Genomic DNA, 24,334 nt, shown 5'->3' with positions numbered 1-24,334 from the left:
CAGAATACCGCAGACCAGGTAGAAGACGACGAAGCGACCATGCCCCATGGCGTCTTCGATATTGTTTCCGAACAGTCAGGGATACTGCATATTGCCGAGCATGTGCAGCCAACCCCCATGTAGGAACATGGACGAGACCACGGTCGCCCAGGCCGGCAAAGCACCGAGCGCTTCGGGCAACTCGGTGTCCCCCAACAACACCGTCGGAATGACTCCGAAGCGATAGATCAGCTCTATCGCCGCGCGCGGCTCGGCCGTAACCTGGACAAGAAAGACAACGCCGCATACCGCGATCAGTGCAATCGTGATGATAGGGATGGATTGTATCGGATTGTCGTCGTGAAGCGGAATCACCTTGCGAAGGCGCTTTTCAGCGCCGCCCCGGCGCGATCGATGCCGCGGCGCGATTCTTCGAGCAGAGCTGGTGCTTGGAAGGTAGCGTGGCACATGCCCGGCATCGGCACATGCTCAACCGCAACGCCAGCTTCTGCCAGGCGTGCGGCATAGGCCTCGCCCTCGCTGTACAAGGGATCGTTAGGCGCGGCGAGGATCATGGTGGGCGGTAGACCCGAGAGGTCGGGTGCGCGCAATGGCGCGCAGCGCCAATCAACTCGGTCCGCCGCATTCGGCACATAGGCATCCCAGAAATACGCCATGCGCTGGGCCGTCAGCATCGGTCCCTCAGCATGCTCCCGAGCCGACGGCGTATCCAGCGCGCTGTCGAGCACGGGATAGATGAGCAGCTGGAAAGCGAGATCAGGTCCGCCCTCAGCCTTGGTCATCAGAGCACTAACGGTGGCGAGATTGCCCCCAGCGCTGTCACCGGCGACGGCCAGACGCGAACTATCGCCACCGAACCGCCCGGCGTTCTCCGCCACCCAGCACAAAGCCGCATAGCAGTCTTCTACCGCGGCCGGAAACGAGTTTTCCGGTGCCAGGCGATATTCCACCGAAATACTCAGGCAGCCGGCCGCGTTTGTCAGCGCGCGCACGCCCTTATCGTGACTGTCGCGGTCGCCCAGCACCCAGCCACCGCCATGGAAGTAGACCACCACCGGCAAATGCTCGCCGGCAACCGCATAGAGGCGTGCTGGCAAGGCCCCAGCAGGTCCCGGTATTTCGAAATTAAGCACCCGCCCGACAGGCTCCTCGGGGCCGTAATAACGTTGCGCACGATCGACAGTGATCTGACGCGCCTCGTCCAATGGCACGGTGGTCTGGTCCGGATAGCCGGCCTCTTCGAGCCTAGCCAGGAACTCGATCAATTGCGGATGCAGACTCACGTTTCCCTCCCCTGTTCGCGGTTCCGAAAAAGCTATAGACTCCGCCGCCGCCGCGCCAGAGAAAGAGGAAATGGATGACCGCTGGCAAAATCACAGCCGATTGGCAGGCCGCCGCCGCGGGTGAGCTTAAGGGACGCACGCTCAACGACCTGACCTGGGCAACGCTGGAAGGCATCGATGTCAAGCCGCTCTATACGGCGGACGATCTGGACGGCCTCGCACATTTGAACACCATGCCCGGCATCGCACCTTATGTGCGCGGGCCGCGTGCCACCATGTACGCGCAACGGCCGTGGACGGTGCGGCAATATGCTGGCTTCTCAACGGCCGAAGAATCCAATGCCTTTTACCGGAAGAACCTGGCCGGTGGTCAGAAGGGGCTTTCGGTTGCCTTCGATCTTCCGACCCATCGGGGCTACGACTCCGACCATCCGCGCGTCGCCGGCGATGTCGGCAAGGCGGGCGTAGCCATCGATACGGTTGAGGACATGAAAATCCTCTTCGATGGCATTCCGCTTGACGAGATGAGCGTCTCAATGACCATGAACGGCGCTGTTTTGCCGATCATGGCGGGCTATATCGTCGCAGCGGATGAACAGGGTGTGGCACCGGCCACCCTATCCGGGACCATCCAGAATGACATCCTCAAAGAGTTTATGGTTCGCAACACCTACATCTATCCGCCCGAGCCCTCAATGCGCATCGTCGCCGACATCATCGCCTATACGGCCGAGCACATACCGCGCTTCAACTCGGTCTCGATTTCGGGCTACCATATGCAGGAGGCGGGCGCGACCTGCGTGCAGGAGCTTGCCTTCACGCTTGCCGATGGGCTCGAATATGTGCGCGCTGCGATCGCCAGCGGGTTGCCAGTGGACAAGTTCGCACCGAGACTTTCATTCTTCTTCTGCCTCGGCATGAATTTCTTTATGGAGATCGCCAAGCTACGCGCCGCCCGCTACCTCTGGGCCGAGCGCATGCGTGCCGAATTCTCGCCCGAGGATGCGCGCTCGCTGATGTTGCGCACCCATTGCCAGACCTCAGGCGTCTCGCTGACTGCACAGGACCCCACCAACAATGTTGTGCGCACAACCATCGAGGCGTTGGCGGGCGTGCTCGGCGGCACCCAGTCACTGCACACTAACGCGCTCGATGAGGCGGTAGCGCTGCCGAGCGAGTCCGCGGCACGAATTGCACGCAACACGCAGCTCATCCTGCAGCACGAGACAGGCATCCCTGCCGTCGTTGATCCGCTGGCCGGCTCGTATTACGTTGAAAGCCTGACCGCAAGCCTGATCGAGCACGCGGGCGCGCTGATCGACGAGGTCGAGGCGATGGGCGGCATGACCAAGGCGGTGGCCGCCGGCATGCCCAAGCTAAGGATCGAGGAATCAGCGACACGGCGCCAGGCGCGCATTGACCGCGGCGAGGAAGTCATCGTCGGGGTTAACCGCTTCGCGCCCGAGCATGACGAGCCCATGCACATCCTGCAGATCGATAACAGCGCCGTGCGCGCTGCCCAGGTAGCACGACTGGAGCGGGTGCGTCGCGAGCGCGACGAGACCGCCTGCCGAACGACGCTCAACGCGCTGACGGCCGCAGCGGCCAGCGGTGACGGCAACTTGTTGGCACTCTCGGTAGATGCGGCGCAGGCACGTGCCACGGTGGGAGAGATCTCCATGGCGCTAGAGAAGGAATATGGTCGCCACACCGCCTCAACAGGTGGTGTGACAGGTATTTATGGTGCGGCTTACCCGGACGAGGATCTTGCTAAAATTCGTAGCCAGGTCGCCGCCTTCACAGAGCACGAGGGCCGGCATCCACGGATGCTGGTGGTCAAGCTCGGCCAGGATGGCCATGACCGCGGCGCCAAGATCATAGCCACTGCCTTTGCCGACCTCGGCTTTGACATCGACATCGGACCGCTGTTCCAGACCCCAGAAGAGGCGGCGCGGCAGGCCCTGGAGAACGACGTGCATATCGTCGGTATCTCCAGCCAGGCGGCCGGCCACAAGACGCTGGTGCCGGAAATGATTGAGAGCCTGCGTGCGCAAGGCGCGGGCGACGTGTTCGTAGTTTGCGGCGGCGTCATCCCCGAGCCCGACCACGCTGAGCTGAAGACAGCCGGTGTCGGTGCGATATTCGGGCCCGGAACCAACATCCCCGCTGCCGCGAGCGAGATTCTCGGCCTACTTCAGGCGCGCCGGCGTGCGGCGTGAGTAACGCCGAAGACCGTGCCAAAGCAATCCGCAACGGCGACCGCCGGGCGCTCGCCCGTGCCATCACACTCATTGAATCAACCCACACCGATCATCGTGCGGACGCCACAACACTGCTCGAATCTCTCATGCCGCACACCGGCAAGGCCATCCGGCTCGGCATCTCCGGTGCGCCCGGGGTGGGCAAATCGACATTCATTGAGGCCCTCGGCACACAGCTAATTAAGGCCGGACACCGCCTTGCCGTGCTTGCCATTGACCCCACCAGCGCCCACGCGGGCGGCTCGATTCTCGGGGACAAGACACGCATGGAGAAACTTGGCCGGTCGCCGCAAGCATTCATTCGCCCCAGCCCCTCTGGCGGAAGCCTCGGCGGTGTAGCTCGACGCAGCCGCGAGGCGCTGCTGCTTTGCGAGGCAGCGGGCTTCGACGTGGTGATCGTCGAGACCGTCGGCGTCGGCCAGGTCGAGGTCGCCGTGCGCGACATGGTCGACATGTTTGTGCTCCTGTTGGCGCCTGCCGCCGGTGACGAGTTACAGGGCATTAAGCGCGGCATCATCGAGAGCACCGACTTGCTGGTAGTGAACAAGGCCGACGGAGACTTGGCCGATATCGCATTGCGCACCCGCGCTGACTACCAGAACGCCCTCGACCTGTTGCGCTCGACGTCACCCCACTGGCGCGCCCCGGTGCTCGCCGCCTCGGCGCTGGAGGGAGGCGGCATCCCCGAGGTTTGGCAGGCCGTCGAGGCCCACCGAGAAGCGCTCGATACCGCCGGCGAGCTGGCCGCACGGCGCTCGGAACAGGCGCTCGCTTGGATGTGGTCAGAAGTCAGCGAGACCCTCGCAGCACGCTTGCGCACCTCCCCCGCCGTGGCCGCCTGCCTGCCCGAGGTCGAGAACGCCGTATCAGAAGGCCACGAAAGTCCCACCGCCGCAGCAGCGTATTTGCTGGCCGCATTTCTTGCCGAGAGCTGACGCCGGCTGCTAGGGGTAGCCCCGCATAACCTGCTGTAACGTGAAAACACTGTCACGGAAGTGCCGGAAAGTAGTGGCGGCACGAGCTCCGTGGCCACAATCGCAGCGGCTACTCCGTGCCTTACGGTTCTGATCGGGTACTGGCATTGGCCGCCGAGCGCTTCCCTGCGTCCATGGCGATGAGCAACGGCGGCAGCAGTAAGAAATCGGCCAGCAGCGCGCAGGCGATCGCGATAGCCATCATGAGGCCCATCACCTCGTTGGGCAGAAAGTTCGATAGGGCAAGTACGGAAAAGCCTCCGACCAAGACAAAGGAAGTGACGGTCAGGGCAACACCGACCGTAGCAAACGCGTAGCGGACGGCATCTTCCGCCGACAGTCCCTGCTCACGGCGCGCGCGCAGGTACTTACTCAGAAAATGCACTGTGTCATCGACGATAATACCGAGGCTAGCCGCACCGAGAACCGAGGCCGCAACGCCGATCTCGCCCACCAATATGCCCCAAAAGCCGAAGGCCATAAGCGCCGGCACGGTGTTGGGGATCAAGCTAACCAGGCCATGGCGCAAGTCGCGCAGGGCCAGAATCAGCGAAGTCGATATCAGCAGAATGGCGACAATGGTGCCGAGGATCATGCTGTTGATGTTGCGCTCCGACAGGTAGGAGAACATGACCACAGGACCCGTTGCCTCGGCCTTCCTCGCAGTCGGAAAATTCCTGTCGAGCCAGACCGCGGCGCGTGCCATCAAAGCCCGGGACTCTCGCGTGGTAAGGTTTTCTGTCGTCACTACGACACGCGTTGCCGATTTATCAACATTGATCTGGTTATTGAGATCCAGACCGTATGGCAAAGATAATTCGTACAGCAATAGATATTGCGCAGCAAGTTACCGATCGTCCGGCAGCGTATTGTACGCCGGATCGTCGCCATGCATGTTGCGGTTTAGGCGCCGCATGACATCGGTGATGCTGTTCACATGCAGCGCCCCCGGTTGCCCAGTGAACCAGTCGGCAAAGGCGTCTACGCGCTCCAGATAGTCCGGCTCAGCGATCGCTCCGGCCTCGCCGGCGGAAAGCGAATAGTGTAGTTGGTAGATGCCCGTCAGGTTCTCCATGATGAAGTCCGTGTTATCGCGGAACGGCACACCGCGGTCGAAATAGTCGACAAAGGCATCGTTCAGATCGATACGCGGGATCATCGTCACGAGTGCCACGATCACAGCACTAGTGCCCCAGAGCAGCGGCTTGCGCCTAGCGATGACAAGCTCGGCAAGAGAGGCCATGCCGCGCTCAAGCATATCGGGGCCCTTGGTCTCGCGCACGCGGGCACCGCCGGGCAGCAACGCCATCAGCGCCGGTAGCAGGGTCACCGACAGGAGCCAAGCCGCAATAATTCCATAGGCCGTGAGATTGCCGAGATCGCGGAACGGCGGCGCATCGGAGAAATTCAGGCTGGCGAAGCCGATGGCGGTGGTCAGGCTGGTAAGGAATACTGGATGCATGTTGATGCGCAGAGCCTCAACGATGGCCTCATGACGCCCACGCCCAAGGCGCATCTCCTTCAGCATGGTTGACAGGATGTGGATCGAGTCGGCAACAGCCACGGTGAGGATGATCGTCGGCGCAGTCACCGATGGCGGCGTCAGCACCACGCCGATCCAGCCGCCAAAGCCCATAGCTGCGGCGGCCGACAGCCCGATCACGACCACCGCACCAATGGTGCCCACCACCGAGCGCAGAAAGCAGATCATAACGAGCACCAGGGCGCCGTACATGAGTGGCACGAGGCTCTCCATGTCCGACTGGCTGAGCTCGGCAAACGCATTGCTCAACGCCGTGTTGCCGCTGATTACGAATTGCAGTTCGGGGTGCGCTGCAGCAAACTCAGCCACCAGGGCGCGGATATGTGCCATGACAGCCGGTACTTCAGTCATATTGGCCTGGGGGAACATCATAGTGATGTTGACGCCTGCTGTGCGCCCGTCACGGTTGGTCAGGCGATCGACGATGAGGGGCTCGGCAAGAGCAATCGCCTTGATCCGGGCGAGTGCTTCCGCACCGAGTTCGGCATCGGCATCAACCAGCTCCTCCACGATCAAGTCGTCGCCATCGGCCTCGCTGTGCTGATAGTTGGTCAGAGAGTCGACACGGGTCGAGAACGGGGTCTGCCAAGCAGCCTCGGTAAACGCCGCCACTGTCGCCAGGGTCTCGGCGGTAAACAGGTTTCCTTCCCCAGGCTTTATCGCGACCAGCAGATTATCGTCCTTGGAATAGACGTTCTGCAGTGTCTCGAACGCCGTGAGCTGCGGGTTCTTCTCGCTGAAGAAAACGCGGTAATCAGTCGAGAACGTAAGAAATCGCCCACCGCTTGCCAACAAAATGGCGATAACGATCGACAGGCCAGCGACCAGCCAGCGGCGGCGCACGACCCATTGCCCATAGGCGACGACATCATCGTCGTCGATTATTTGCCACCTCGCCAGCCGACCTTCGCCATATCTCGCCTTTCCTCGCCTGAGAGTTTATGAGCGCCGCACCAAATATTGCCAATAGTTATCAGCCAAAATTAAAGCGCTGCTGCCCAAGGGTAAAAACCTAAATTCTTGTTGCAACCCATCTGCTTCTATCTCGTTGTAGCCCATGACCTAACAACTGCTATCGCCGGACCTGAACAAATAGCCTCACGTGGAGCGGTTCACACGCCGCCCGCTGGAGCAGGTCTATTTTCCCCAAGCACGTACCCTGTTGCGCGTGGCGCAAGCGGAGGCCCGCCTAGAGGACGGCTGCCACGCGGCGATCGGTACCATCGCTGATGCACTCTACCGCAGCAGCAGCGACCATCACGAGGCGTTTCGCACGCTGCTGATGCAGGAACATCTATGGGATACAGAAGCAACAAGCCCGGTTGGAACGGTGCAGGCCATCTCCGCCGTGATTAGGCAATATCTTGGCAATACTGCCTCACCCGTCGGAGCCTGGGTCACGCTTGGCAACAAGAGGCCGGGCGCACGCTTAGACTGGCGGAGCCACCACCACTTTTTCGTATGCGTGGCGAGTGCTGATCAACCCCGCATGCTGAAAGACATCGAGAGCGCCCGCGAAGGTTGCAATCAGTGGGCTATAGAACACCGAAAATCGGCTGAAGGCAATATGCATGACGGTCTAGTGATCCGGTTTTGACATGTGCTAACCATGGGGCGTCAGAAACGGAGCAACCATGACGTCACAGCTGAGTACGACAATAATACCGGTAACGCCTTTTCAACAGAATTGCACCCTGCTCGTTTGCACCGAGACGGGCAAGGCAGCCGTCATCGACCCCGGTGGCGATATCGAGCACGTGCTAGCCGTTGCCAAGGAGCAAGGGGCCGAAATTGCGCAGATTTTTCTCACCCATGGGCATATTGATCACGTCGGCGGCACGGCTGTCCTTGGTGAGCATACTGGAGCATCCATCGAGGGCCCACATATCGATGACAAGTTCGGGATCGACGGCATCGAGGAACAGGGCGAGCGCTTCGGCTTCGCGGGTGCCGAAAGCTTCACGCCATCGCGCTGGCTCAACGGCGGCGACACGGTGCACTTTGGCAAGATCACCCTCGACGTGATCCATTGCCCGGGACACACGCCGGGCCATATCGTCTTTTACCATGCCGGCACGAAGCTCGCCCAGGTTGGCGACGTGCTCTTTCGGGGCTCCATCGGACGTACCGATTTTCCAAAAGGCGACCACGAGACGCTGCTGCGGTCAATCCGAGAACGGCTCTGGCCGCTTGGCGGCGAAACCACCTTCATCCCCGGCCACGGCCCCACCTCAACCTTCGCCGAGGAGCGCCGCAGCAACCCCTTCGTGCGCGATTAGTGCAGCTTGATATATCTCCCACAAGTTATTGATTAAAAATCAAAATTTTAATTTATTTTGCCACCTCTCTTTCCACGCCGGGAGATCAGTGACAATGATCATTTTGTTCAAATTTTAATTATTTTTTTCAATTACTTATTAACGTTTATTAATTTATTATATTATTCAACTCGATTATTACACTGATATAATATTATTATATAAAATAATTAATTTTCACCGTTTAAAGTGACGCTATGTCGCCGACCTCCAGGCCGGCCACAAAAGATTCTATGAAGGCCGTCAAACTCTCTGCCACCACAGCGTCGCGCAAAGCGGCCATCAGGGTCTGATAGTGAGTGAGATTATGCATTGTCATGAGCACCGCACCGAGGATCTCGTCACTGCGCACGAGATGATGCAGATAGCCGCGGCTGTAACCAGCACACACCGGGCAGGCGCAGCCGTCTTCGAGAGGGCGCGGATCGCCGGCGTGGCGGGCATTGCGGATGTTAACCTTGCCGCGGCGCGTGAAGGCTTGACCGTTGCGCCCTGAGCGGGTCGGCAGCACACAATCGAACATGTCGACGCCAGCAGCCACCGCCGCCACGACGTCCTCTGGCCGCCCCACGCCCATGAGATAACGCGGCCGGTCCTCTGGCAATAGGGCGGTAGTCGAGCGGCTGATTTTGCACAACAACTCTGGTCCCTCACCGACCGCAAGGCCGCCGATAGCGTAACCGTCGAAGCCTATCTTGCGTAGCGCTGCCACCGACTGTTGGCGCAGCGCCGGGTGGACGCCGCCCTGGACGATGCCGAAAAGCGCGTGGCCTTCCCGCTCAACAAAGGCCTCGCGGCAGCGCCCAGCCCAACGCATGGAAAGTTGCATCGACGCCTCGACCTGGTCCTCGCTGGCGGAATAAGGCACGCATTCGTCGAGCACCATGGTGATGGTCGACCCGAGGCGATGCTGGATCTCGATAGCGCTTTCTGGGGTTAGGCGGCAGCGACTGCCGTCGATATGGGATTGAAAATCGACGCCATCCTCATCGAGGGAGCGCAATGCAGCCAGCGACATGACCTGAAAACCGCCCGAGTCCGTCAGCACCGGCCCCGGCCAGCCCATGAAACGGCGCAAACCGCCGAGCTTTTCTACCGTCTCAACGCCAGGACGCAGCATCAGGTGGTAGGTGTTGCCAAGCACGATATCCGCGCCACTCGCCGCCACTGCCTCGGGCATCACTCCCTTGACCGTGCCGGCGGTGCCAACGGGCATGAAGGCTGGGGTCAAAATGGTACCGTGCGCGGTCTCCAGATGGCCGCAGCGGGCCGCTCCGTCACGCGCCGTCACGGTGAGCCCGAACCCCGTCATGCCGAGCCCCGCCTCAAAAGACAAACGTCACCATAGGAATAGAAGCGAAAGCCCTGGGCGATGGCATAGGCATAGGCCGCCTGCATGCGCTTGAGGCCGGCAAACGCGGATACCAGCATGAACAGGGTTGAGCGAGGCAGATGAAAATTCGTTAGTAAACGATCTACCGCGCGAAAGCGGAAGCCTGGCGTAATGAAGATATCAGTCTCGCCGGCAAAGGGCCGGACACCATCCTCTCCTACCGCGCTCTCGAGAATACGCAGCACCGTCGTCCCCACCGCCACTACGCGCTTCGCCGCGTTTATCCTTGCCGCCGTCTCAGCTGAAATCTCGCCGTATTCCGCGTGCATATGATGATCATCAGTGTCATCCACATCGACTGGGAGGAAGGTTCCCGCCCCCACATGCAGCGTCACCTTCGCCATTTCGATTCCGCGATCGGCAAGCGCATCAACAAGCCCCGGCGTGAAATGGAGCGCGGCCGTAGGGGCAGCCACCGCACCCGGATGAGCCGCGAACAATGTCTGATAGTCCTCGCGGTCGCGCACATCGGCGCCATCCGGCCGCAGAATGTATGGCGGCAGGGGCATGGTACCATGTCGCTCTAGAGCGACCTGCAGAGACGTATCGCTCGACACAAAATCAAGATCCGCTTCGCGCCCCGAGGGCCGCGCCGTCACACGCGCCGCCAGATCTGCCGCGAAGACGATCTCGTCGCCTGTGGACACCCGCTTAGCCGGCCGCACGAAAGCGCGCCAGCAGCCTTGGCCAAGGCGCTTATGTAGCGTCGCCTCAACCTTGGCCGAGCCACGCCGGCCGGTGAGCCGGGCCGGCAGCACCTTGGTGTCGTTGACTACCAGCAGGTCCCCCGGCGCCAGCAGCGCCGGCAAGTTGCGAACAACATAATCCTGGCATTCATCACCGACCAATAGCAGCCGCGCCGAATCGCGCGGCCGGGCCGGGCGCTCAGCAATCAGCGCCTTGGGTAGATCAAAATCGAAAGCGTCAACGCGCACGAGAGGCGCAGTGATATCGCTCAGTCGACGTCGGCGGCAACCCGCATGCTGACAATATGGTCGGGATCGCGCACGGGCTCACCGCGCTTGATGTTATCGACATACTCCATGCCTTCCACCACCTGGCCCCAAATAGTGTACTTGCCATCGAGAAAAGGCGCCGGTTGGAAGCAGATGAAGAACTGGCTATCGGCGCTGTCAGGGTGTTGAGCGCGCGCCATAGACATCGTGCCGCGCACGTGCTGGGCCACGTTCGGCGGCGAGAACTCCGCCGGAATGTTCTGACCCGAGCCGCCCGTGCCATTACCGGAAGGATCGCCACCCTGGGCCATGAAGCCCTCAATGACGCGGTGGAAGGTGAGCCCATCATAAAAGCCAGCACGCGCCAACTCCTTAATGCGGGAAACATGTTGGGGTGCTAAGTCGGGACGCAATTCAATGACCACGCGGCCATCTTCAAGATCCATATAAACGGTGCTCTCAGGATCGGCGGCAGTGGTTTCCGTTGCGGTCACGGCTAGGCTCGCTATTGTAAGAATTGACAGCAGAAATCGTCGCATGTGTGCCTCCCGGGCTAGCGGCGTTGTGGTCGGGTGCGGCCGGGGTCCTACCGAGATATATGCTCCTCCAGGCAGCGTGCAACATTTTCCGTCACAAAGGGTGTCACATCGCCCCCCAGCAGGAATATTTCCTTTACCAGCCGTGAAGAGATAAACTGGATGCCTTCCGAGGCCATCAGAAACACGGTTTCGACCTCGGGCTCAAGGCGGGCATTCATGCCGGCCATCTGAAACTCGTATTCAAAGTCGGACACGGCGCGCAGACCACGAATGATGACGCCGGCCTTTTGTTCCAAGGTAAAATGCATCAAAAGATTGCTGAATGGCACCACTGACACGCGCTCACCGATACTAGCTGCACGCAGGCAGTCCTCGACCATCGCCACGCGCTCGTCGACCTCAAACATAGGGCCCTTGCCCGCGTTGATGGCGATTGCAACCACCAGTCGGTCAACCACGCGCAGCGCCCGGGTGACGATATCCATATGCCCCAGGGTCGGCGGATCGAAAGTGCCGGGATAAACGCCGATACGGCTCTCGCTCATCGATTATATCCTCCGGATGTCGGGCACGGGTCTGGGCGCCCCGGTATTAGACAGGACCGCGGCAATGCGCAAGCACCACAGCATATCCCGCTCTATACCTATTCGATGATGGAAGAGGTGCACGGCTTCCTGGCCGACATCGATAACGCCTTGTGATAGATGGCAGCCGGTCGCCTCAGTCAAGGTGCCGGCGCACGGTGAAGGCGCCACGGATATCACCCATGGCGAAGCCTCGCGCCTGATCGTCCGGATAGCGCGCGTCGATCGCGGCGGCAATCTCGGGATCGAGGTCGTCGCCGTGGCATGTCAGGCAGACACCACCAGTGGGAATGGCCTTCATGTAGCGGAATACCGTGCGCCCGTTTTCCCTGACCACCTCGGCATGGTCGATGCCGGAAATACCCTCGCCCGCCGCCAGACGCACTTCGAAAGCATTGAGCACATCGTGCTCCCAACTGTCCGGAGCATTGGCGGGATTGCGACGGCGCAGGCTGGTGCGGCCCACGCGGCCGCGGAAGGCCACAGATTGGCTGGCCACGATGGCCGGCGCATCCATATTACAGACACCGATCGCATGCAGCGGCCCACCTGACTCGACGGCGACGACCAGCGCGGCTTTAAGCGAGCTCACAAAATCTTTGATGGTTCCGCGGCTCTCGGCCACCAGCGCCTTCATATCCGCCGCCATCACCGGCATTGCCAAACTAGCCGCGAAGGCGACCATCACAAGTTTATGCATACCTCGGTCCTCCATGTGTTTCGAGCCTAACACACCTGTCCCACCCACTGGCAGACAGACAAGATATTTCCGGCGACCCATTAAATAAACTAGACCTGAGAGACGCACTTCAAAGCTCGATCAGATAAAGAATTTTGTTTTTCGTAGCGAGCCAATGAGGCCAGTACGAACTTACGGTGGCAGCAGTACTGCAGAAATGCATGGAATCCTAATTACCGTTATCCCATTCGTGGTTTATTAAGCCATGGGAGCAACCGTGGGAGAGACAGCCGTCATGAATGCCATAGATCTCGCCGGCCGAGTGGCCGTGATCACGGGTGGAGCCATCGGCCTCGGCCATGCGACCGCACAGCGCATTTTGGCCTCGGGCGCCAACCCAGTTCTGTGGGACCGCGACGAGGCCGCGCTGGCTAACGCCCAAAAGGACGGCTTCGCAACTGCCGTCATGGATGTCAGCGACGTGGCATCAGTTGATCGCGCGCTCGCCTATACCCTTGCCACCCACGACAAGATAGACATTCTCATTAACAGCGCCGGTATCGGCGGCACCAATGCAACGGTCTGGAATATGTCAATCGATGACTGGCGTCGCGTAGTCGACATCGATCTCACCGGCACCTTCCTCTGCTGCCGCGCCGTGCTGCCGCAGATGATCGAGGCTGGCTATGGCCGCATCGTCAATATCTCCTCCATCGCCGGTAAGGAGGGTAACCCCAATGCCTCCCACTACAGCGCGGCCAAAGCGGGCGTGATCGGTTTTACCAAGTCTCTCGGCAAGGAGACAGTTGGCACGGGCGTAATCGCCAACTGCATCGCCCCCGCAGCTATCGAGACAGCTATCCTCAAGCAGAATACACCCGAACAAAACAACTATCTCATCTCCAAAATTCCCATGGGAAGAATTGGACAGCCGGAAGAAGTTGCAGCATTGATTGCTTGGCTATCGTCAGAGGATTGCAGCTTCAGCACTGGCGCCGTCTATGATATCTCTGGCGGCCGCGCAACCTATTGAGGAACAAGACGGTGGCACATACGAACTTCCACGGGATTTATCCAATCCTCTACAGCTTCTTTGACGAAGACGGGCGTCTTGATCGCGCTGCCACGCGCCGCCAGGTCGAGGGCTGTATCGCAGGTGGTGCACACGGCATAGCCGTCATGGGGCTCGCCACCGAGGTCGGTAAGCTCGACGTGACCGAGCGCCGTCAGCTCATCGACTGGGTCGGCGAGGATATCGCTGGGCGCGTGCCTTACGCGGTGACAGTGGGCGAGGGTAGCGTTCCGGGTCAAATCGAATTCGTAAAAGCAGCAGTGGCGGCCCGCGCCGACTGGGTTATCCTGCAGCCGCCCGCCGTTGCCGGCGTGCCCGAAGCCGAGTATGTGCGCTTCTTCGGCCGGGTCTCTGACGGCGCCGCAGTGCCGCTGGCCATCCAGAATGCGCCAGGTCTGATGGCCACCAGCCTCTCGAACGCCGGCCTCAAGGAACTGAATCGCCAACATCCGAATATCTGCCTGCTAAAAGGCGAAGGTCCGGCTACCTATGTGCAACAGCTGATCGACGATACCGACGGCGCATTCGATATCTTCGGCGGCTTTGCCGGCATCCAACTTCCGGACACCTTGCGTGCTGGCGCCGTTGGCATGATTCCTGCGCCAGATTTGTTTGATCCGCAGGTGCGCATATACGAGCTGATGCAAAGCGGCACGCCGGAAAATGTCGCCGAGGCCGAGCGCATCCACCGTGAGCTATTGCCGCTGATCGTGTTCATGATGAGCTCGGTTGAGAACTTCATCGCCTATGGCAAGCAGTTGCTTGCCCAAAGGCTCGGCTTGCGCAATGGTGCGGCGCGCCAGCCGAGCATTCCGATCACAGACTTTGGGCTCGAGGTTATGGCCCATTGGGCGAAACATCTGGGCCCCCTGCCCGGCGCCTGAGATAGGAGACAACATGAGCGGAAACGTAAACTGCGCAATTATCGGGTCAGGCAATATCGGCACTGACCTGATGGTCAAGGTAACGCACAGATCGGAGAGTCTGCGCATGGCGGCAATCGCCGGTATCGATTCTGAGTCGGACGGTTTAGCGCGGGCCCGCAAGCTCGGCATCGCGACCACCGCCAAAGGCATCGATGGTCTCGTCGAGATGCCAGAGTTCGCCGCCATCGAGCTCGTCTTCGACGCCACCTCGGCGAAGGCGCACGCCCATCACGCCGAAGTCTGCCATAGACATAGCAAGCGCATGGTCGATCTGACTCCCGCCGCGGTCGGCCCTTACGTCGTACCCGTTGTCAACATGGAGGAACATTTCGCAGAGCCCAATCTCAACATGGTGAGCTGCGGCGGCCAGGCCACCATCCCCATCGTGTACGCGGTGGGTCGGGTGGCGAAGACCCTGCCCTATGCCGAGATCGTCGCCTCCATCGCCAGCAAGTCGGCCGGCCCCGGCACGCGCGCCAATATCGACGAGTTCACACGCACCACCGCCTCCGGACTGGAGCGCGTCGGCGGTGCCGGGCACGGCAAGGCTATCATCGTACTCAACCCTGCAGAACCGCCGCTGATCATGCGCGATTCCGTATTCACCCTCAGCCAAGGCAGTGAACCGGAAGAGATAGAGCGCTCGGTCGGCGAAATGGTGACCCAGGTCCAGCAATACGTGCCCGGCTACCGACTCAAGCAGAAGGTGCAGTTCGAGCATTTCGGTGACAACAATCCGCTGCACATTCCGGGCTATGGTGATTTTTCCGGCATCAAGTCCTCTATCTTTCTCGAGGTCGAAGGCGCGGGTGATTATCTACCGGCCTATGCGGGTAATCTCGACATCATGACCTCGGCCGCACTCAGGACGGCCGAACGTTACATCGCCTTGAACCGGAGTTGAGAATGCCGGAACTATACCTCCAAGACGTCACCCTGCGCGACGGGATGCATGCCATCCGCCACCAATTTGGTCTCGACGCGGTGCGGGCCATCGCCATAGCGCTCGACCGCGCGCGCATTGATTCCATCGAGATTTGCCACGGCGACGGACTCAATGGCTCAAGCTTCAATTACGGCTTCGCCGCGCATACGGATGTAGAGTGGATAGAAGTCATCGCGGAAGTGCTGGAGCACGCCACGCTCGCCACGCTACTGATCCCCGGCATTGGCACGGTCGAGGACCTCAAGCGTGCCTACGATGCCGGCGTGCGCTCGGTGCGTATCGCCACCCACTGCACGGAAGCCGACGTCGCGAAGCAACATATCACCTGTGCCCGAGAGATCGGCATGGACGTCTCGGGTTTTCTGATGATGGCTCACATGAACGAGCCAGGCCCGTTAGTCGAACAGGCTAAGCTGATGGAGAGCTACGGCGCCCATTGCGTCTACGTCACCGATTCCGCAGGAGCTCTTACCATGCAGGGTGTGGCAGATCGCTTCGACGCCTTTGCTGAAGCCTTGCAGCCCGAAACCCAGCGCGGCATCCATGCCCACCACAACCTCTCGCTCGGCGTCGCCAATTCTGTAGTCGCTGTCCAGCATGGCGCGACACGGGTTGATGCCTCGCTGGCCGGCCATGGCGCAGGCGCCGGCAACACGCCACTCGAGGTCTTCGTGGCGGTCGCTGACCGCATGGGCTGGCAGCACGACTACGACCTGCATGCCTTAATGGACGCAGCGGAGGAACTGATCCGCCCACTGCAAGACCGGCCTGTACGGGTCGACCGCGAGACCCTATCGCTCGGCCATGCTGGGGTCTATTCGAGCTTCCTGCGCCATGCCGAAACGGCGTCAAAGACCTATGACATCGATACCCGCAACATCCTCGAAGAACTGGGCAAGCGGTGCATGGTCGGCGGTCAGGAAGACATGATCGTCGATGTGGCGCTGGATCTGGTGAACGAAAACTCCGGCGACTAAGGGTATGGAATCAGTCGCTCGGTGTCGTGGTCGCTCTGGGGTGCGGCAGCACGTGGGCGCGTGTCACGAGGCTGATCGCAGGTACGGAGCACGGGCCGACGCGGACGTCAATCCCGGCATCGGTGAACCGTTTTGCGGCATCACTCGGGATATGCCCACATATCATGAGTGCCGGTGCCAGGCCGGCGATAAAGGAAATCAAGCCCTCGGAGTCATGGTCGTCGATGCGCTGGATGACCGGTCGCTCACCGTGGCTTCGCACCAGCATCAGCCAAGGCGCCAAGCTGAAGAACGGCGACAGGGCCGCGTTATCGGCCTCGTCGGATACGAGCAATGCAACCTTATGGGACATGGAGCCTCTCCGCCACCAAAGCGACGCTATAGACGATCAAAAAAAGACCCCACACTCCAAGCATATTGACGGCTGGCCTATTGCGCTTCCTTGATCTAGATTAGCCACGCGATCGAGAGGGCGAAGGGGAGGCGCCGCAGCGCCATGGAGTTGGAAACACCAGAATCTTGACCGTCAAGCTGACGGCCTCGACTAGCGAGCTGCCGGCTGGCAGTCCCTGCGCCGCCTGCCCGGTGCGGGAGGTAGCTATCTGCGAGCCGCTCGACGATGCCGACTTGTCGATCATGGAACGCTACAAGACGGGACACCGCACAATCCCGGCCGGCACCGACTTCATCCGCCAGGGCGAACCGGTTGTCGAGCTGTTTACCCTGCTGGAAGGCTGGGCGTTCCATTACCGCCTGCTGGAAGACGGGCGGCGGCAGATCACGCGGGTGCTACTGCCGGGTGACTTCATCGGCTTCCAGGCCGATTTACCAGCGCCGGCCGAGAATGCGGCCCAGGCGCTGACCGGTTGCAGTTTCTGCGTTTTCCCGTATGAAAAAGTTAAAATCATGATCCGCGAGCAGCCGGATCTCGCCAGCCGTCTGCTCTGGACCATCGCCCGCGACGAGGCGCGGGTGGAGGAACTGTTGACCAGTATCGGCCGGCGCTCGGCGCGGGAGCGCGTGGCATTATTCCTACTTGAGCTCTATTACCGAGTGCGCCTACGCCACTCCGAACCGCTCGGCTCTAAGATTCCACTACCGCTCACCCAGGAGCATATCGGCGACGCCCTGGGCCTGACCTCAGTGCACGTGAACCGCACCCTGCGCGAGCTGCGTGAGGCCCACCTGCTGGTCGTCTCCAAACGCACTTTGCAAGTCCTAGATCCTGACGGCTTAGCTATCGAAGCGGGCTGCGATCCCCACCAGATCAGCCGGCTCAAGCCCTAAATTTTCGAACTGATTCCCAGCTCGCACTCGGCGTCGGCACCATCTCATAGTTGACTTCGGGCGGCTCGATATAAACAGCACGTGACAGCCGGTCAATAAGCTATTCAACGACGTGATACGCACCGTCCATTTGTGATTGGCCGAAACCACCATCCACGACACATCCTTGGTCGAGGTGGTGTTGGCATGATCTGCTAAGCCTCTTCACAGTCCTCTAGCGGGCCCAGTTGCGTGGACGCTCCTCGAAGCGGCAAGGCCTTGAAAGCGCGGGAACCAAACTTGGCGGTCAGTCTGCGAATGCTGCGGCCCTTGCCGGCAGCGTCCCGGGCTCCTTAGACGATTGTGGCGCGCCGGCCGACCCTGACGGACATAGGCCTGCTGCACGCGTAGCAGCGCGATCTACAGCTTGACCTCCCGCTTCAGGTAGCTGTCCTTCAACTTGAACGCGCGCAACTTTTTCTTCAGGTCGAGTCGGAACTTGGTGTGCAACATCGGAAAACAGGTCTTGGCCACGGCAGTTACCGTGCCGGACAGCCAGCGCAATTCTTCGTCGCAAATCCATCTTCCACCACGGTTCCGTAAAGACTGAAGACGAAGGTCGCGACATCGTGCAAGCGCTGATCAGAAAAGTTACGACCCCATGAGCGCATGACCGTATTGGGCACGCCGTTGGTGATAACCAGCAGCATATCGCCGTATGTGTTGCCGTGCAGGGTCTCGCGGTCGACCAGGCTGGGCCCGAACAGTCCGTGCCCAAAGGGGCCGTGGCAATGCGAGCAATGCACCGAAAAGGTGCGCTTGCCTTCGGCGATACCAGCGGAGGCTTCGTGCACCGCGCCGAAAGGCAGAACGGAAAGGCACAGCACAGCAGCGGCGGTAAGGATGCCCAAGCCTGTTTTCATTTTTTATCATCCCTCTCTTGGCCTTAAGGGGCCCTAGGCATAGTTGGTCTCACGATTCTTATCGAGCTACCTTTCCTTGAGCTCGGAGCCAAGTCCGTAATAGCCGAAATTAGCCCATCGCGCAGGCTCGCCACGTCTATTAGGTGTTTTCACCCGGTTGCCAGAGCACGTCCGCTGCGCCTTTGTCGTTAAGGGCGCGGGCAAGCACGAAGAGGTGGTCCGAAAGGCGGTTGAGATAGGCGGTGCTGTTCGCCGAGACTTTTTCCTCGCCTGCCAGCCGGCAGACTAGACGCTCGGCCCGCCGCACCACCGTACGTGCCAGGTGCAGATGCGCCGAGGCTGCGCTGCCGCCCGGCAGGATGAACGAGTTTAGCGGTGCCAGGCACTCGTTGAGAGTATCAATCTCGGCTTCCAGCCGCGCCACCTGGGCATCGCCCACGCGCAGGGCCAGCCGCCGTTCCGTTCCCGGCGGAATACAAAGATCGGCACCGAGATCGAAAAGGTCGTTCTGGACGCGCACCAACATGGCGTCGACCTCGCCGGTTAAATCGAGACGCGCCACGCCGATCACCGCATTGGCCTCATCGACCGTGCCGTAGGCCTCGACCCGCAGACTATCCTTGGATACCCGGCTACCCTCGCCCAAAGAGGTTTCTCCGGCATCGCCACCACGCGTATAGATCTTGTCGAGCTTAACCATGTCGTAATACTAGCAACTGTAGCGACGATCACGCGAGAGAGATTACCGGCGGGCGGCGCAGCCCTACCCTCGAGAAGACCCAATTGAGGAGGAGAGACCTCGCCTGCCCTGTGTGAGCCACAATGAGACCGACCGCACCTCTTGACGGCAGCAGCGACGGTAGCATAAAACCGGCGCTCTCCAGCACCTTGCCGGAGCTTTGGTGTAACATTTGCAGGGGTTGAGGATGGCCCGACGCTGTCAATTGTCAGGGACCGGTGCTTTGCGCGGCATGCATGTAAGTCACGCGCACAACCGCAATCCGCGCCACTACCAGGTCAATTTGCAGCCCTGCTCGCTCTATAGCGACGCCTTGGGGCGGACGGTGCGCATGCGCGTGGCCGCGGCCACCTTGCGCACGGTGGAGCACCGCGGCGGGCTCGATGCCTACCTGGCTAAGGCGCGCACCAACGAGCTGACCGCGTTCGGCCGACGGCTCAAAAACCGCATCGCCAAGGCGGCCGCGCAGGCCGAATAAGCTCTCCCTTGCCGATTTGGCGACAGTTGGCACTGCCCGTGGCGGCGATGATCGCTGTCGTCGTGGTCTCGAACATCGCCGTCCAGTTCCCTATCAACGACTGGCTAACCTGGGGAGCCTTCACCTACCCCTTCGCTTTCCTGGTCACGGATTTATCGAATCGTGCCTTCGGGCCGGCGCGGGCGCGCCAAGTGATCTTAGTCGGCTTTTTGCTCGCCGTAGTGCTGTCGATCATCGCCAGCACGCCACGCATCGCCGTCGCCTCCGGCACGGCGTTCCTGGTGGCACAGCTGTTCGACGTGGTGATTTTCCACCGTATGCGGCAACTCAAATGGTGGCGCGCGCCGCTGGCCTCATCGCTGATCGCCTCGGCCGTCGACACGCTGCTCTTCTTTGCCCTCGCCTTCGCGGCCACGGGCCTGCCCTGGGTCACCTGGGCCGTTGGCGACTACGTCGCCAAGCTAGCCATGGCCGCGCTCCTGCTACTGCCCTACCGCGCCCTAATGCGTCGGCTGCCACAATGGCAAGCCGCCGCCGGACACTGTATCGCGCGTCAGGAAGCCGCCCTGCTTGAGCAGCGGCCGCCCGGATCAGCGCCCAACTGATGCCGTGGCGCACCGCGCCGGCCTGGCCGGACAAGTCGCCGTCTAATCCGGAAGCGCGAAGCTCAGCAGCAACGTGCGTTGCAGGGGGTTGAAGTTATCGTCACTGATAATGAACAGCCGCGTTTCCCCGGCCATGGTGAGGCTTGCCAACCCTTCGTAATTGTCGACCTGGATGGGCGGCTGGAGGCGCGCAATCTCACGGCGGCTTAGGGCCGTTTCGGCCACATTCTCAATGAGCATCAGGCGGCCCTTAGGGCCGGCGAAGGCGGTGTAGCCGCGCTCCAGCACAAGCACGCGGCCATCCGGCAGACGGCTGGCGGCAGTCGGCTTGAAATAGCCGTCTCCGGGCCAGGTTACCGGCTCGGCTTTCTCGCCATCGATGCGCCAGCCGGCAAGCCTGCCAGCGCTGACGAATTCGTCCTCGCAAAGTGCCAGCAGGCGCCCGTCACCCAATGGAACCAAAGCTTCGAGCCCGCCATTGCCATCCACCGACGCCAGCGCCTCCGGCATCCAGACCGCTATGCCGTCAGCCCCGGGCGCGGCATAGCGGAGCACTCTGTGGCGACGCTCAAAGGAGACCAAGTAGCTACCATCGGCAAGCGCGGTCAGTGCCTCAGCATCGGCGTCGCGCTTGCCGCGCAAGACCGCCCCGCTGGCGGCCCGTAGGGGTGCGACCTCGGCATTGCTCACACCCGACAGATTGCCCTCGTCGTCATAATGCAGGCTCGCTTCGAGCCACAGCCCGATGTCGCTGATGGCAAGCAGGTGCCCTCCGTCATCCGACACCACGAGACCAGACAAGCCGCCGAAGCGCGTGTCGGAGGACGTCAGCTCGAGGCCGCCGCGATAGACCAGTCCGTCGAGTCGGGCCTTGACCTGGACACCCTGGGTCAGGGAAATGGTATGTGAGCGAACATCGATGGGCTCGGCCGCCACCGGCAGAGCCAGCAGCGCGACCAGAATCACCGTCCTAGGCCACACTGTGGAAGGCGGTCTCGATGCTGTCCGGCTCTTCATCGAACAGCTCCGCTAGTTTGTCGGTCATAGCACCACCGAGCTGCTCGGCGTCGACGATGGTCACCGCCCGGCGATAGTAGCGGGTGACGTCGTGACCGATACCGATTGCCAACAGCTCCACGGGCGATGCCACCTCGATCCACTGGATAACCTCGCGCAGATGGCGGTCGAGATAGTTTCCCGCATTCACCGATAGCGTTGAATCGTCGACCGGCGCGCCGTCCGATATAACCATCAGGATGCGCCGCTGCTCGTGCCGCACTAGCAGACGCTGGTGGGCCCAGAGCAGCGCCTCGCCGTCGATGTTCTCCTTGAGCAGGCCTTCCCGCAGCATCAACCCCAGATTCTTGCGCGCCCGCCGCCATGGCGTGTCGGCGGCCTTATAGACGATGTGCCGCAATTCGTTGAGGCGGCCCGGATTTGACGGCTTACCGTCTGCCAGCCATTTCTCGCGTGCGCACCCGCCCTTCCAAGCACGTGTCGTGAAGCCGAGGATCTCGACCTTCACCGCACAGCGCTCCAGCGTGCGGGCCAGAATATCTGTGCTCATCGCCGCCACCGATATCGGCCGCCCCCGCATGGAACCTGAGTTATCGATCAACAGCGTGACCACCGTATCACGGAAGGTGGTCTCTTTCTCCTGCTTGTAGGAAAGCGGATAAGTCGGACTAGTAACGACGCGCGCAAGGCGCGCCGTATCGAGGATGCCCTCGTCCAGATCAAATTCCCAAGAGCGTAATTGCTTGGCCATCAGGCGCCGCTGCAAACGGTTGGCCAGCCGCGTGATGACACCCTGCATGCTGGAAAGCTGCTGGTCGAGGTGCCCACGCAGGCGCGTTAGCTCGTCCGGCTCGCTGAGCTCACCCGCCTCAACCACCTCGTCAAATTCTTCGACAAAGGCATGATAAGGCGGCAAACGCCGGTTCGACTGATCGTATGGCGGACGCCAGGGCTCGCCGTCAGCAGGCGCCTCGTCATCGCCGTCCATGCTAGCCTCATCGACGCCCTCAATTTCCACCTCAGCAATGTCATCCGCATCGGAATCGTCCGCGTCCTCACCGGCCGTACCTTCCATCTCGACGGGCTGGTCCGAGCCCTCGCCCTCCCCCTGCGCCTCGGCATCCTGATCGTCGGCATCATCATCGCCGGAATCAGCCTCCATGCTTGACGGATCATTTTCAGCCTCATCGGCAAACTCGAGATGGGCAATGAGCTTACGCATGCGCTTGGCGTAGCCCTCCTGGTCGCGCAACTGGCCGGAGAGGGCGTCGAAGTCTTCTGCCGCGCGCTCGTCCAGCCAGGGCCGCCAGAGGTTGCAGACGCGCTGCGCGCTCTCCGGTGGTGCGATACCTATGAGCTTTTCGCGCACCAATAGCGTGATCACCTCGTGGATCGGCGCATCGTCCTTGTGTACTATCTGGTCGAGGCGCAAATTCTCACAGCGGCTGGCCACCGCCGCATCCAGGTTATCTGCCACCCCGCGCATGCTGTTTGCACCGAGGGCCTCGCACCGAGCCTGTTCCAAGCCGTCGTAAATGGCCTGGGCGACCTGGCCCGGCGGGCGCCTAGAATTGTGCACGGCGGCATTATGATGACGTTTGCGCAGCGCCAGCGCATCAGCCTCTCCGCGCAGCCCACCGATCTCTTCCGAACTCAGCTCCCGCGACGGCGCCCTCAGAAGCACACGCTCGCCGTCGAGGCGTGCGGCATTGGCGCCGAAGCTGACTTCGAGTTCGCCATCCACGGCAATAGCCCGCGTGGTGCTTGCCACCGCACGCTTGAATGCCTCGGACCTACGCTCGCCGGACACGCGCTTCGAGCCTTAGCTGACCAAAAGGTTGACGGCGCTCTCCTTGAGTTCCTCGCCCATGCAGCGCTGATAGTATTCGGCCACCACCGGACGCTCACTCTCGTCGCACTTGTTTAGGAACGTGACACGGAAGCCGAAAGCGAAATCGTTAAAGATTTCGGCGTTCTCAGCCCAGGTGATGACGGTGCGCGGCGACATGACGGTGGAGATATCGCCGTTGATGAAACCTGTGCGAGTCAGGTTGGCAAGCTCTACCATGGCCTCCAAGTGCTTGCGCCCATCCTCATTGTCGAAGTTCGGCACCTTGGCGGCAACGATCCCCGTCTCCTGCTCATGCGGTAGATAGTTAAGGGTGGCAACAATGTTCCAGCGGTCCATCTGACCCTGGTTGATCTGCTGTGTACCATGGTACAGGCCGGTGGTATCGCCGAGCCCGACGGTATTCGCGGTCGCGAACAGCCGGAAGCCCGGATGCGGACGGATAACCCGATTCTGGTCGAGCAGGGTCAGCTTGCCATCAACCTCCAGCACACGCTGGATAACAAACATTACGTCGGGTCGCCCGGCATCGTATTCATCGAACACCAGCGCCGTCGGTGATTGCAGCGCCCACGGCAGGATGCCCTCGCGAAACTCGGTGATCTGTTGGCCGTCACGCAGCACGATAGCGTCCTTGCCGACAAGATCGATACGGCTGATATGACTGTCGAGATTGACCCGAACAGTGGGCCAGTTCAGCCGCGCCGCAACCTGCTCGATATGGGTTGACTTGCCGCTGCCGTGGTAACCCTGGATGATGACGCGGCGGTTATGGCCGAAGCCGGCCAGGATCGCCAGCGTCGTCTCGGGGTCGAATTGATATGCGTCGTCAAAATCCGGCACGTGCTCTTCCGGCTCAGAAAAGCCCGGCACGACCATATCTGTGTCGATGCCGAAGGTCTGTCGCACCGACACTTTGATATCGAGCATTCGATCCGCATTCTGCACCGCCTCGGCGGTGGCCTGAGTGGTGGGCATACTTCAGTCCGTCCTAACTGGGGTGTTC

General features: G+C 61.0%; 26 protein-coding genes. 11 read left to right on the top strand and 15 right to left on the bottom strand.

What is annotated here, in order from left to right; all coding sequences use genetic code 11:
- Positions 1–75 precede the first annotated feature (75 nt).
- Both QF629_02880 and QF629_02875 read right to left on the bottom strand, forming a co-directional pair.
- Entirely contained in the window at positions 76–354 is a 279-nt protein-coding gene (locus tag QF629_02880) for a rhomboid family intramembrane serine protease (protein ID MDP6012479.1), read from the bottom strand.
- Positions 351–1,283, bottom strand: a complete 933-nt coding sequence (locus QF629_02875) for an alpha/beta hydrolase (GenBank protein MDP6012478.1) — start codon at positions 1,281–1,283, stop codon at positions 351–353. The genes QF629_02880 and QF629_02875 overlap by 4 nt, the downstream gene beginning before the upstream one ends.
- Positions 1,284–1,357: 74 nt before the next feature.
- On the opposite strand from QF629_02875, the gene scpA reads away from it, so the two are divergent.
- Together scpA and meaB are read left to right on the top strand one after the other, a co-directional pair.
- Positions 1,358–3,502: a methylmalonyl-CoA mutase gene (gene scpA / locus QF629_02870; protein ID MDP6012477.1), complete on the top strand. Its 2,145-nt coding sequence runs from the start codon at positions 1,358–1,360 to the stop codon at positions 3,500–3,502.
- Positions 3,499–4,479, top strand: coding sequence for a methylmalonyl Co-A mutase-associated GTPase MeaB (gene meaB, locus QF629_02865; protein ID MDP6012476.1), 981 nt, complete (start codon positions 3,499–3,501; stop codon positions 4,477–4,479). The genes scpA and meaB overlap by 4 nt, the downstream gene beginning before the upstream one ends.
- A gap of 121 nt (positions 4,480–4,600) precedes the next feature.
- On the opposite strand, the gene QF629_02860 is transcribed toward meaB, so the two are convergent.
- Both QF629_02860 and QF629_02855 read right to left on the bottom strand, forming a co-directional pair.
- Positions 4,601–5,329: an MMPL family transporter gene (locus tag QF629_02860; GenBank protein ID MDP6012475.1), complete on the bottom strand. Its 729-nt coding sequence runs from the start codon at positions 5,327–5,329 to the stop codon at positions 4,601–4,603.
- A 36-nt stretch (positions 5,330–5,365) separates the two neighbouring features.
- A complete protein-coding gene (locus tag QF629_02855; GenBank protein ID MDP6012474.1) occupies positions 5,366–6,904 on the bottom strand; it encodes an MMPL family transporter in 1,539 nt (512 codons plus the stop codon).
- A gap of 259 nt (positions 6,905–7,163) precedes the next feature.
- Here QF629_02855 and QF629_02850 point away from each other — a divergent pair, with 259 nt between their 5' ends.
- Positions 7,164–7,658, top strand: coding sequence for a hypothetical protein (locus QF629_02850; GenBank protein MDP6012473.1), 495 nt, complete (start codon positions 7,164–7,166; stop codon positions 7,656–7,658).
- Positions 7,659–7,707: 49 nt separating this feature from the next.
- Positions 7,708–8,340, top strand: a complete 633-nt coding sequence (locus tag QF629_02845) for an MBL fold metallo-hydrolase (protein MDP6012472.1) — start codon at positions 7,708–7,710, stop codon at positions 8,338–8,340.
- A gap of 223 nt (positions 8,341–8,563) precedes the next feature.
- Here QF629_02845 and tgt read toward each other — a convergent pair whose 3' ends face one another.
- The 5 genes from tgt to QF629_02820 all read right to left on the bottom strand — a co-directional run bounded on the left by tgt (position 8,564) and on the right by QF629_02820 (position 12,551).
- A complete protein-coding gene (gene tgt, locus QF629_02840) occupies positions 8,564–9,691 on the bottom strand; it encodes a tRNA guanosine(34) transglycosylase Tgt (protein MDP6012471.1) in 1,128 nt (375 codons plus the stop codon).
- On the bottom strand, positions 9,688–10,707 hold the full coding sequence (gene queA, locus QF629_02835) for a tRNA preQ1(34) S-adenosylmethionine ribosyltransferase-isomerase QueA (protein MDP6012470.1): 1,020 nt from the start codon (positions 10,705–10,707) through the stop codon (positions 9,688–9,690). Before queA ends, tgt begins: the two co-directional genes overlap by 4 nt.
- Positions 10,708–10,727: 20 nt before the next feature.
- Positions 10,728–11,267, bottom strand: a complete 540-nt coding sequence (locus QF629_02830) for a peptidylprolyl isomerase (protein ID MDP6012469.1) — start codon at positions 11,265–11,267, stop codon at positions 10,728–10,730.
- Positions 11,268–11,314: 47 nt separating this feature from the next.
- Positions 11,315–11,812 carry a pantetheine-phosphate adenylyltransferase gene (coaD, locus tag QF629_02825; protein MDP6012468.1) on the bottom strand — a complete coding sequence of 166 codons (498 nt, stop codon included), beginning with the start codon at positions 11,810–11,812 and terminating at the stop codon, positions 11,315–11,317.
- A gap of 175 nt (positions 11,813–11,987) precedes the next feature.
- On the bottom strand, positions 11,988–12,551 hold the full coding sequence (locus QF629_02820) for a DUF3365 domain-containing protein (protein MDP6012467.1): 564 nt from the start codon (positions 12,549–12,551) through the stop codon (positions 11,988–11,990).
- Positions 12,552–12,825: 274 nt separating this feature from the next.
- On the opposite strand from QF629_02820, the gene QF629_02815 reads away from it, so the two are divergent.
- Genes QF629_02815 through dmpG form a run of 4 tightly spaced genes read left to right on the top strand, consistent with a single transcriptional unit; the run spans position 12,826 to position 16,451 of the window.
- Positions 12,826–13,563 (top strand): SDR family NAD(P)-dependent oxidoreductase, encoded by a 738-nt coding sequence (locus tag QF629_02815; protein MDP6012466.1) that lies wholly within the window; start codon positions 12,826–12,828, stop codon positions 13,561–13,563.
- Positions 13,564–13,574: 11 nt separating this feature from the next.
- Positions 13,575–14,486, top strand: coding sequence for a dihydrodipicolinate synthase family protein (locus QF629_02810; GenBank protein ID MDP6012465.1), 912 nt, complete (start codon positions 13,575–13,577; stop codon positions 14,484–14,486).
- A gap of 13 nt (positions 14,487–14,499) precedes the next feature.
- A complete protein-coding gene (locus QF629_02805; GenBank protein ID MDP6012464.1) occupies positions 14,500–15,432 on the top strand; it encodes an acetaldehyde dehydrogenase (acetylating) in 933 nt (310 codons plus the stop codon).
- 2 nt (positions 15,433–15,434) lie between these two features.
- A complete protein-coding gene (gene dmpG / locus QF629_02800; protein MDP6012463.1) occupies positions 15,435–16,451 on the top strand; it encodes a 4-hydroxy-2-oxovalerate aldolase in 1,017 nt (338 codons plus the stop codon).
- 10 nt (positions 16,452–16,461) lie between these two features.
- On the opposite strand, the gene QF629_02795 is transcribed toward dmpG, so the two are convergent.
- Positions 16,462–16,803, bottom strand: coding sequence for a hypothetical protein (locus tag QF629_02795; GenBank protein MDP6012462.1), 342 nt, complete (start codon positions 16,801–16,803; stop codon positions 16,462–16,464).
- Positions 16,804–16,970: 167 nt separating this feature from the next.
- Between QF629_02795 and QF629_02790 the strand changes: the two genes are divergently transcribed.
- Positions 16,971–17,738, top strand: a complete 768-nt coding sequence (locus tag QF629_02790; GenBank protein MDP6012461.1) for a Crp/Fnr family transcriptional regulator — start codon at positions 16,971–16,973, stop codon at positions 17,736–17,738.
- 518 nt (positions 17,739–18,256) lie between these two features.
- Here QF629_02790 and QF629_02785 read toward each other — a convergent pair.
- Positions 18,257–18,640 (bottom strand): c-type cytochrome, encoded by a 384-nt coding sequence (locus QF629_02785; protein MDP6012460.1) that lies wholly within the window; start codon positions 18,638–18,640, stop codon positions 18,257–18,259.
- A 139-nt stretch (positions 18,641–18,779) separates the two neighbouring features.
- Positions 18,780–19,340 carry a cob(I)yrinic acid a,c-diamide adenosyltransferase gene (locus QF629_02780; GenBank protein ID MDP6012459.1) on the bottom strand — a complete coding sequence of 187 codons (561 nt, stop codon included), beginning with the start codon at positions 19,338–19,340 and terminating at the stop codon, positions 18,780–18,782.
- 226 nt (positions 19,341–19,566) lie between these two features.
- Between QF629_02780 and rpmB the strand changes: the two genes are divergently transcribed.
- The gene (gene rpmB, locus QF629_02775; GenBank protein ID MDP6012458.1) at positions 19,567–19,857 is read left to right on the top strand and encodes a 50S ribosomal protein L28; all 291 of its coding nucleotides are present in this window, start codon (positions 19,567–19,569) and stop codon (positions 19,855–19,857) included.
- 47 nt (positions 19,858–19,904) lie between these two features.
- On the top strand, positions 19,905–20,462 hold the full coding sequence (locus QF629_02770; protein MDP6012457.1) for a queuosine precursor transporter: 558 nt from the start codon (positions 19,905–19,907) through the stop codon (positions 20,460–20,462).
- Positions 20,463–20,504: 42 nt separating this feature from the next.
- Here QF629_02770 and QF629_02765 read toward each other — a convergent pair whose 3' ends face one another.
- From QF629_02765 to cobS, 3 genes are read right to left on the bottom strand one after another with little or no spacing between them, the layout of a single operon-like run.
- Positions 20,505–21,428 carry an esterase-like activity of phytase family protein gene (locus tag QF629_02765; GenBank protein MDP6012456.1) on the bottom strand — a complete coding sequence of 308 codons (924 nt, stop codon included), beginning with the start codon at positions 21,426–21,428 and terminating at the stop codon, positions 20,505–20,507.
- 4 nt (positions 21,429–21,432) lie between these two features.
- Positions 21,433–23,289 (bottom strand): cobaltochelatase subunit CobT, encoded by a 1,857-nt coding sequence (gene cobT, locus QF629_02760; protein MDP6012455.1) that lies wholly within the window; start codon positions 23,287–23,289, stop codon positions 21,433–21,435.
- A gap of 12 nt (positions 23,290–23,301) precedes the next feature.
- Positions 23,302–24,306 carry a cobaltochelatase subunit CobS gene (cobS, locus tag QF629_02755; GenBank protein ID MDP6012454.1) on the bottom strand — a complete coding sequence of 335 codons (1,005 nt, stop codon included), beginning with the start codon at positions 24,304–24,306 and terminating at the stop codon, positions 23,302–23,304.
- Positions 24,307–24,334 lie beyond the last annotated feature (28 nt).

This window comes from Alphaproteobacteria bacterium (assembly GCA_030739735.1).
Classification (GTDB): Bacteria; Pseudomonadota; Alphaproteobacteria; order UBA7887; family UBA7887; genus UBA7887.
The sequence above is the reverse complement of the archived record's forward strand: the minus strand, read 5'-3'. Positions and strand labels throughout refer to the sequence as shown.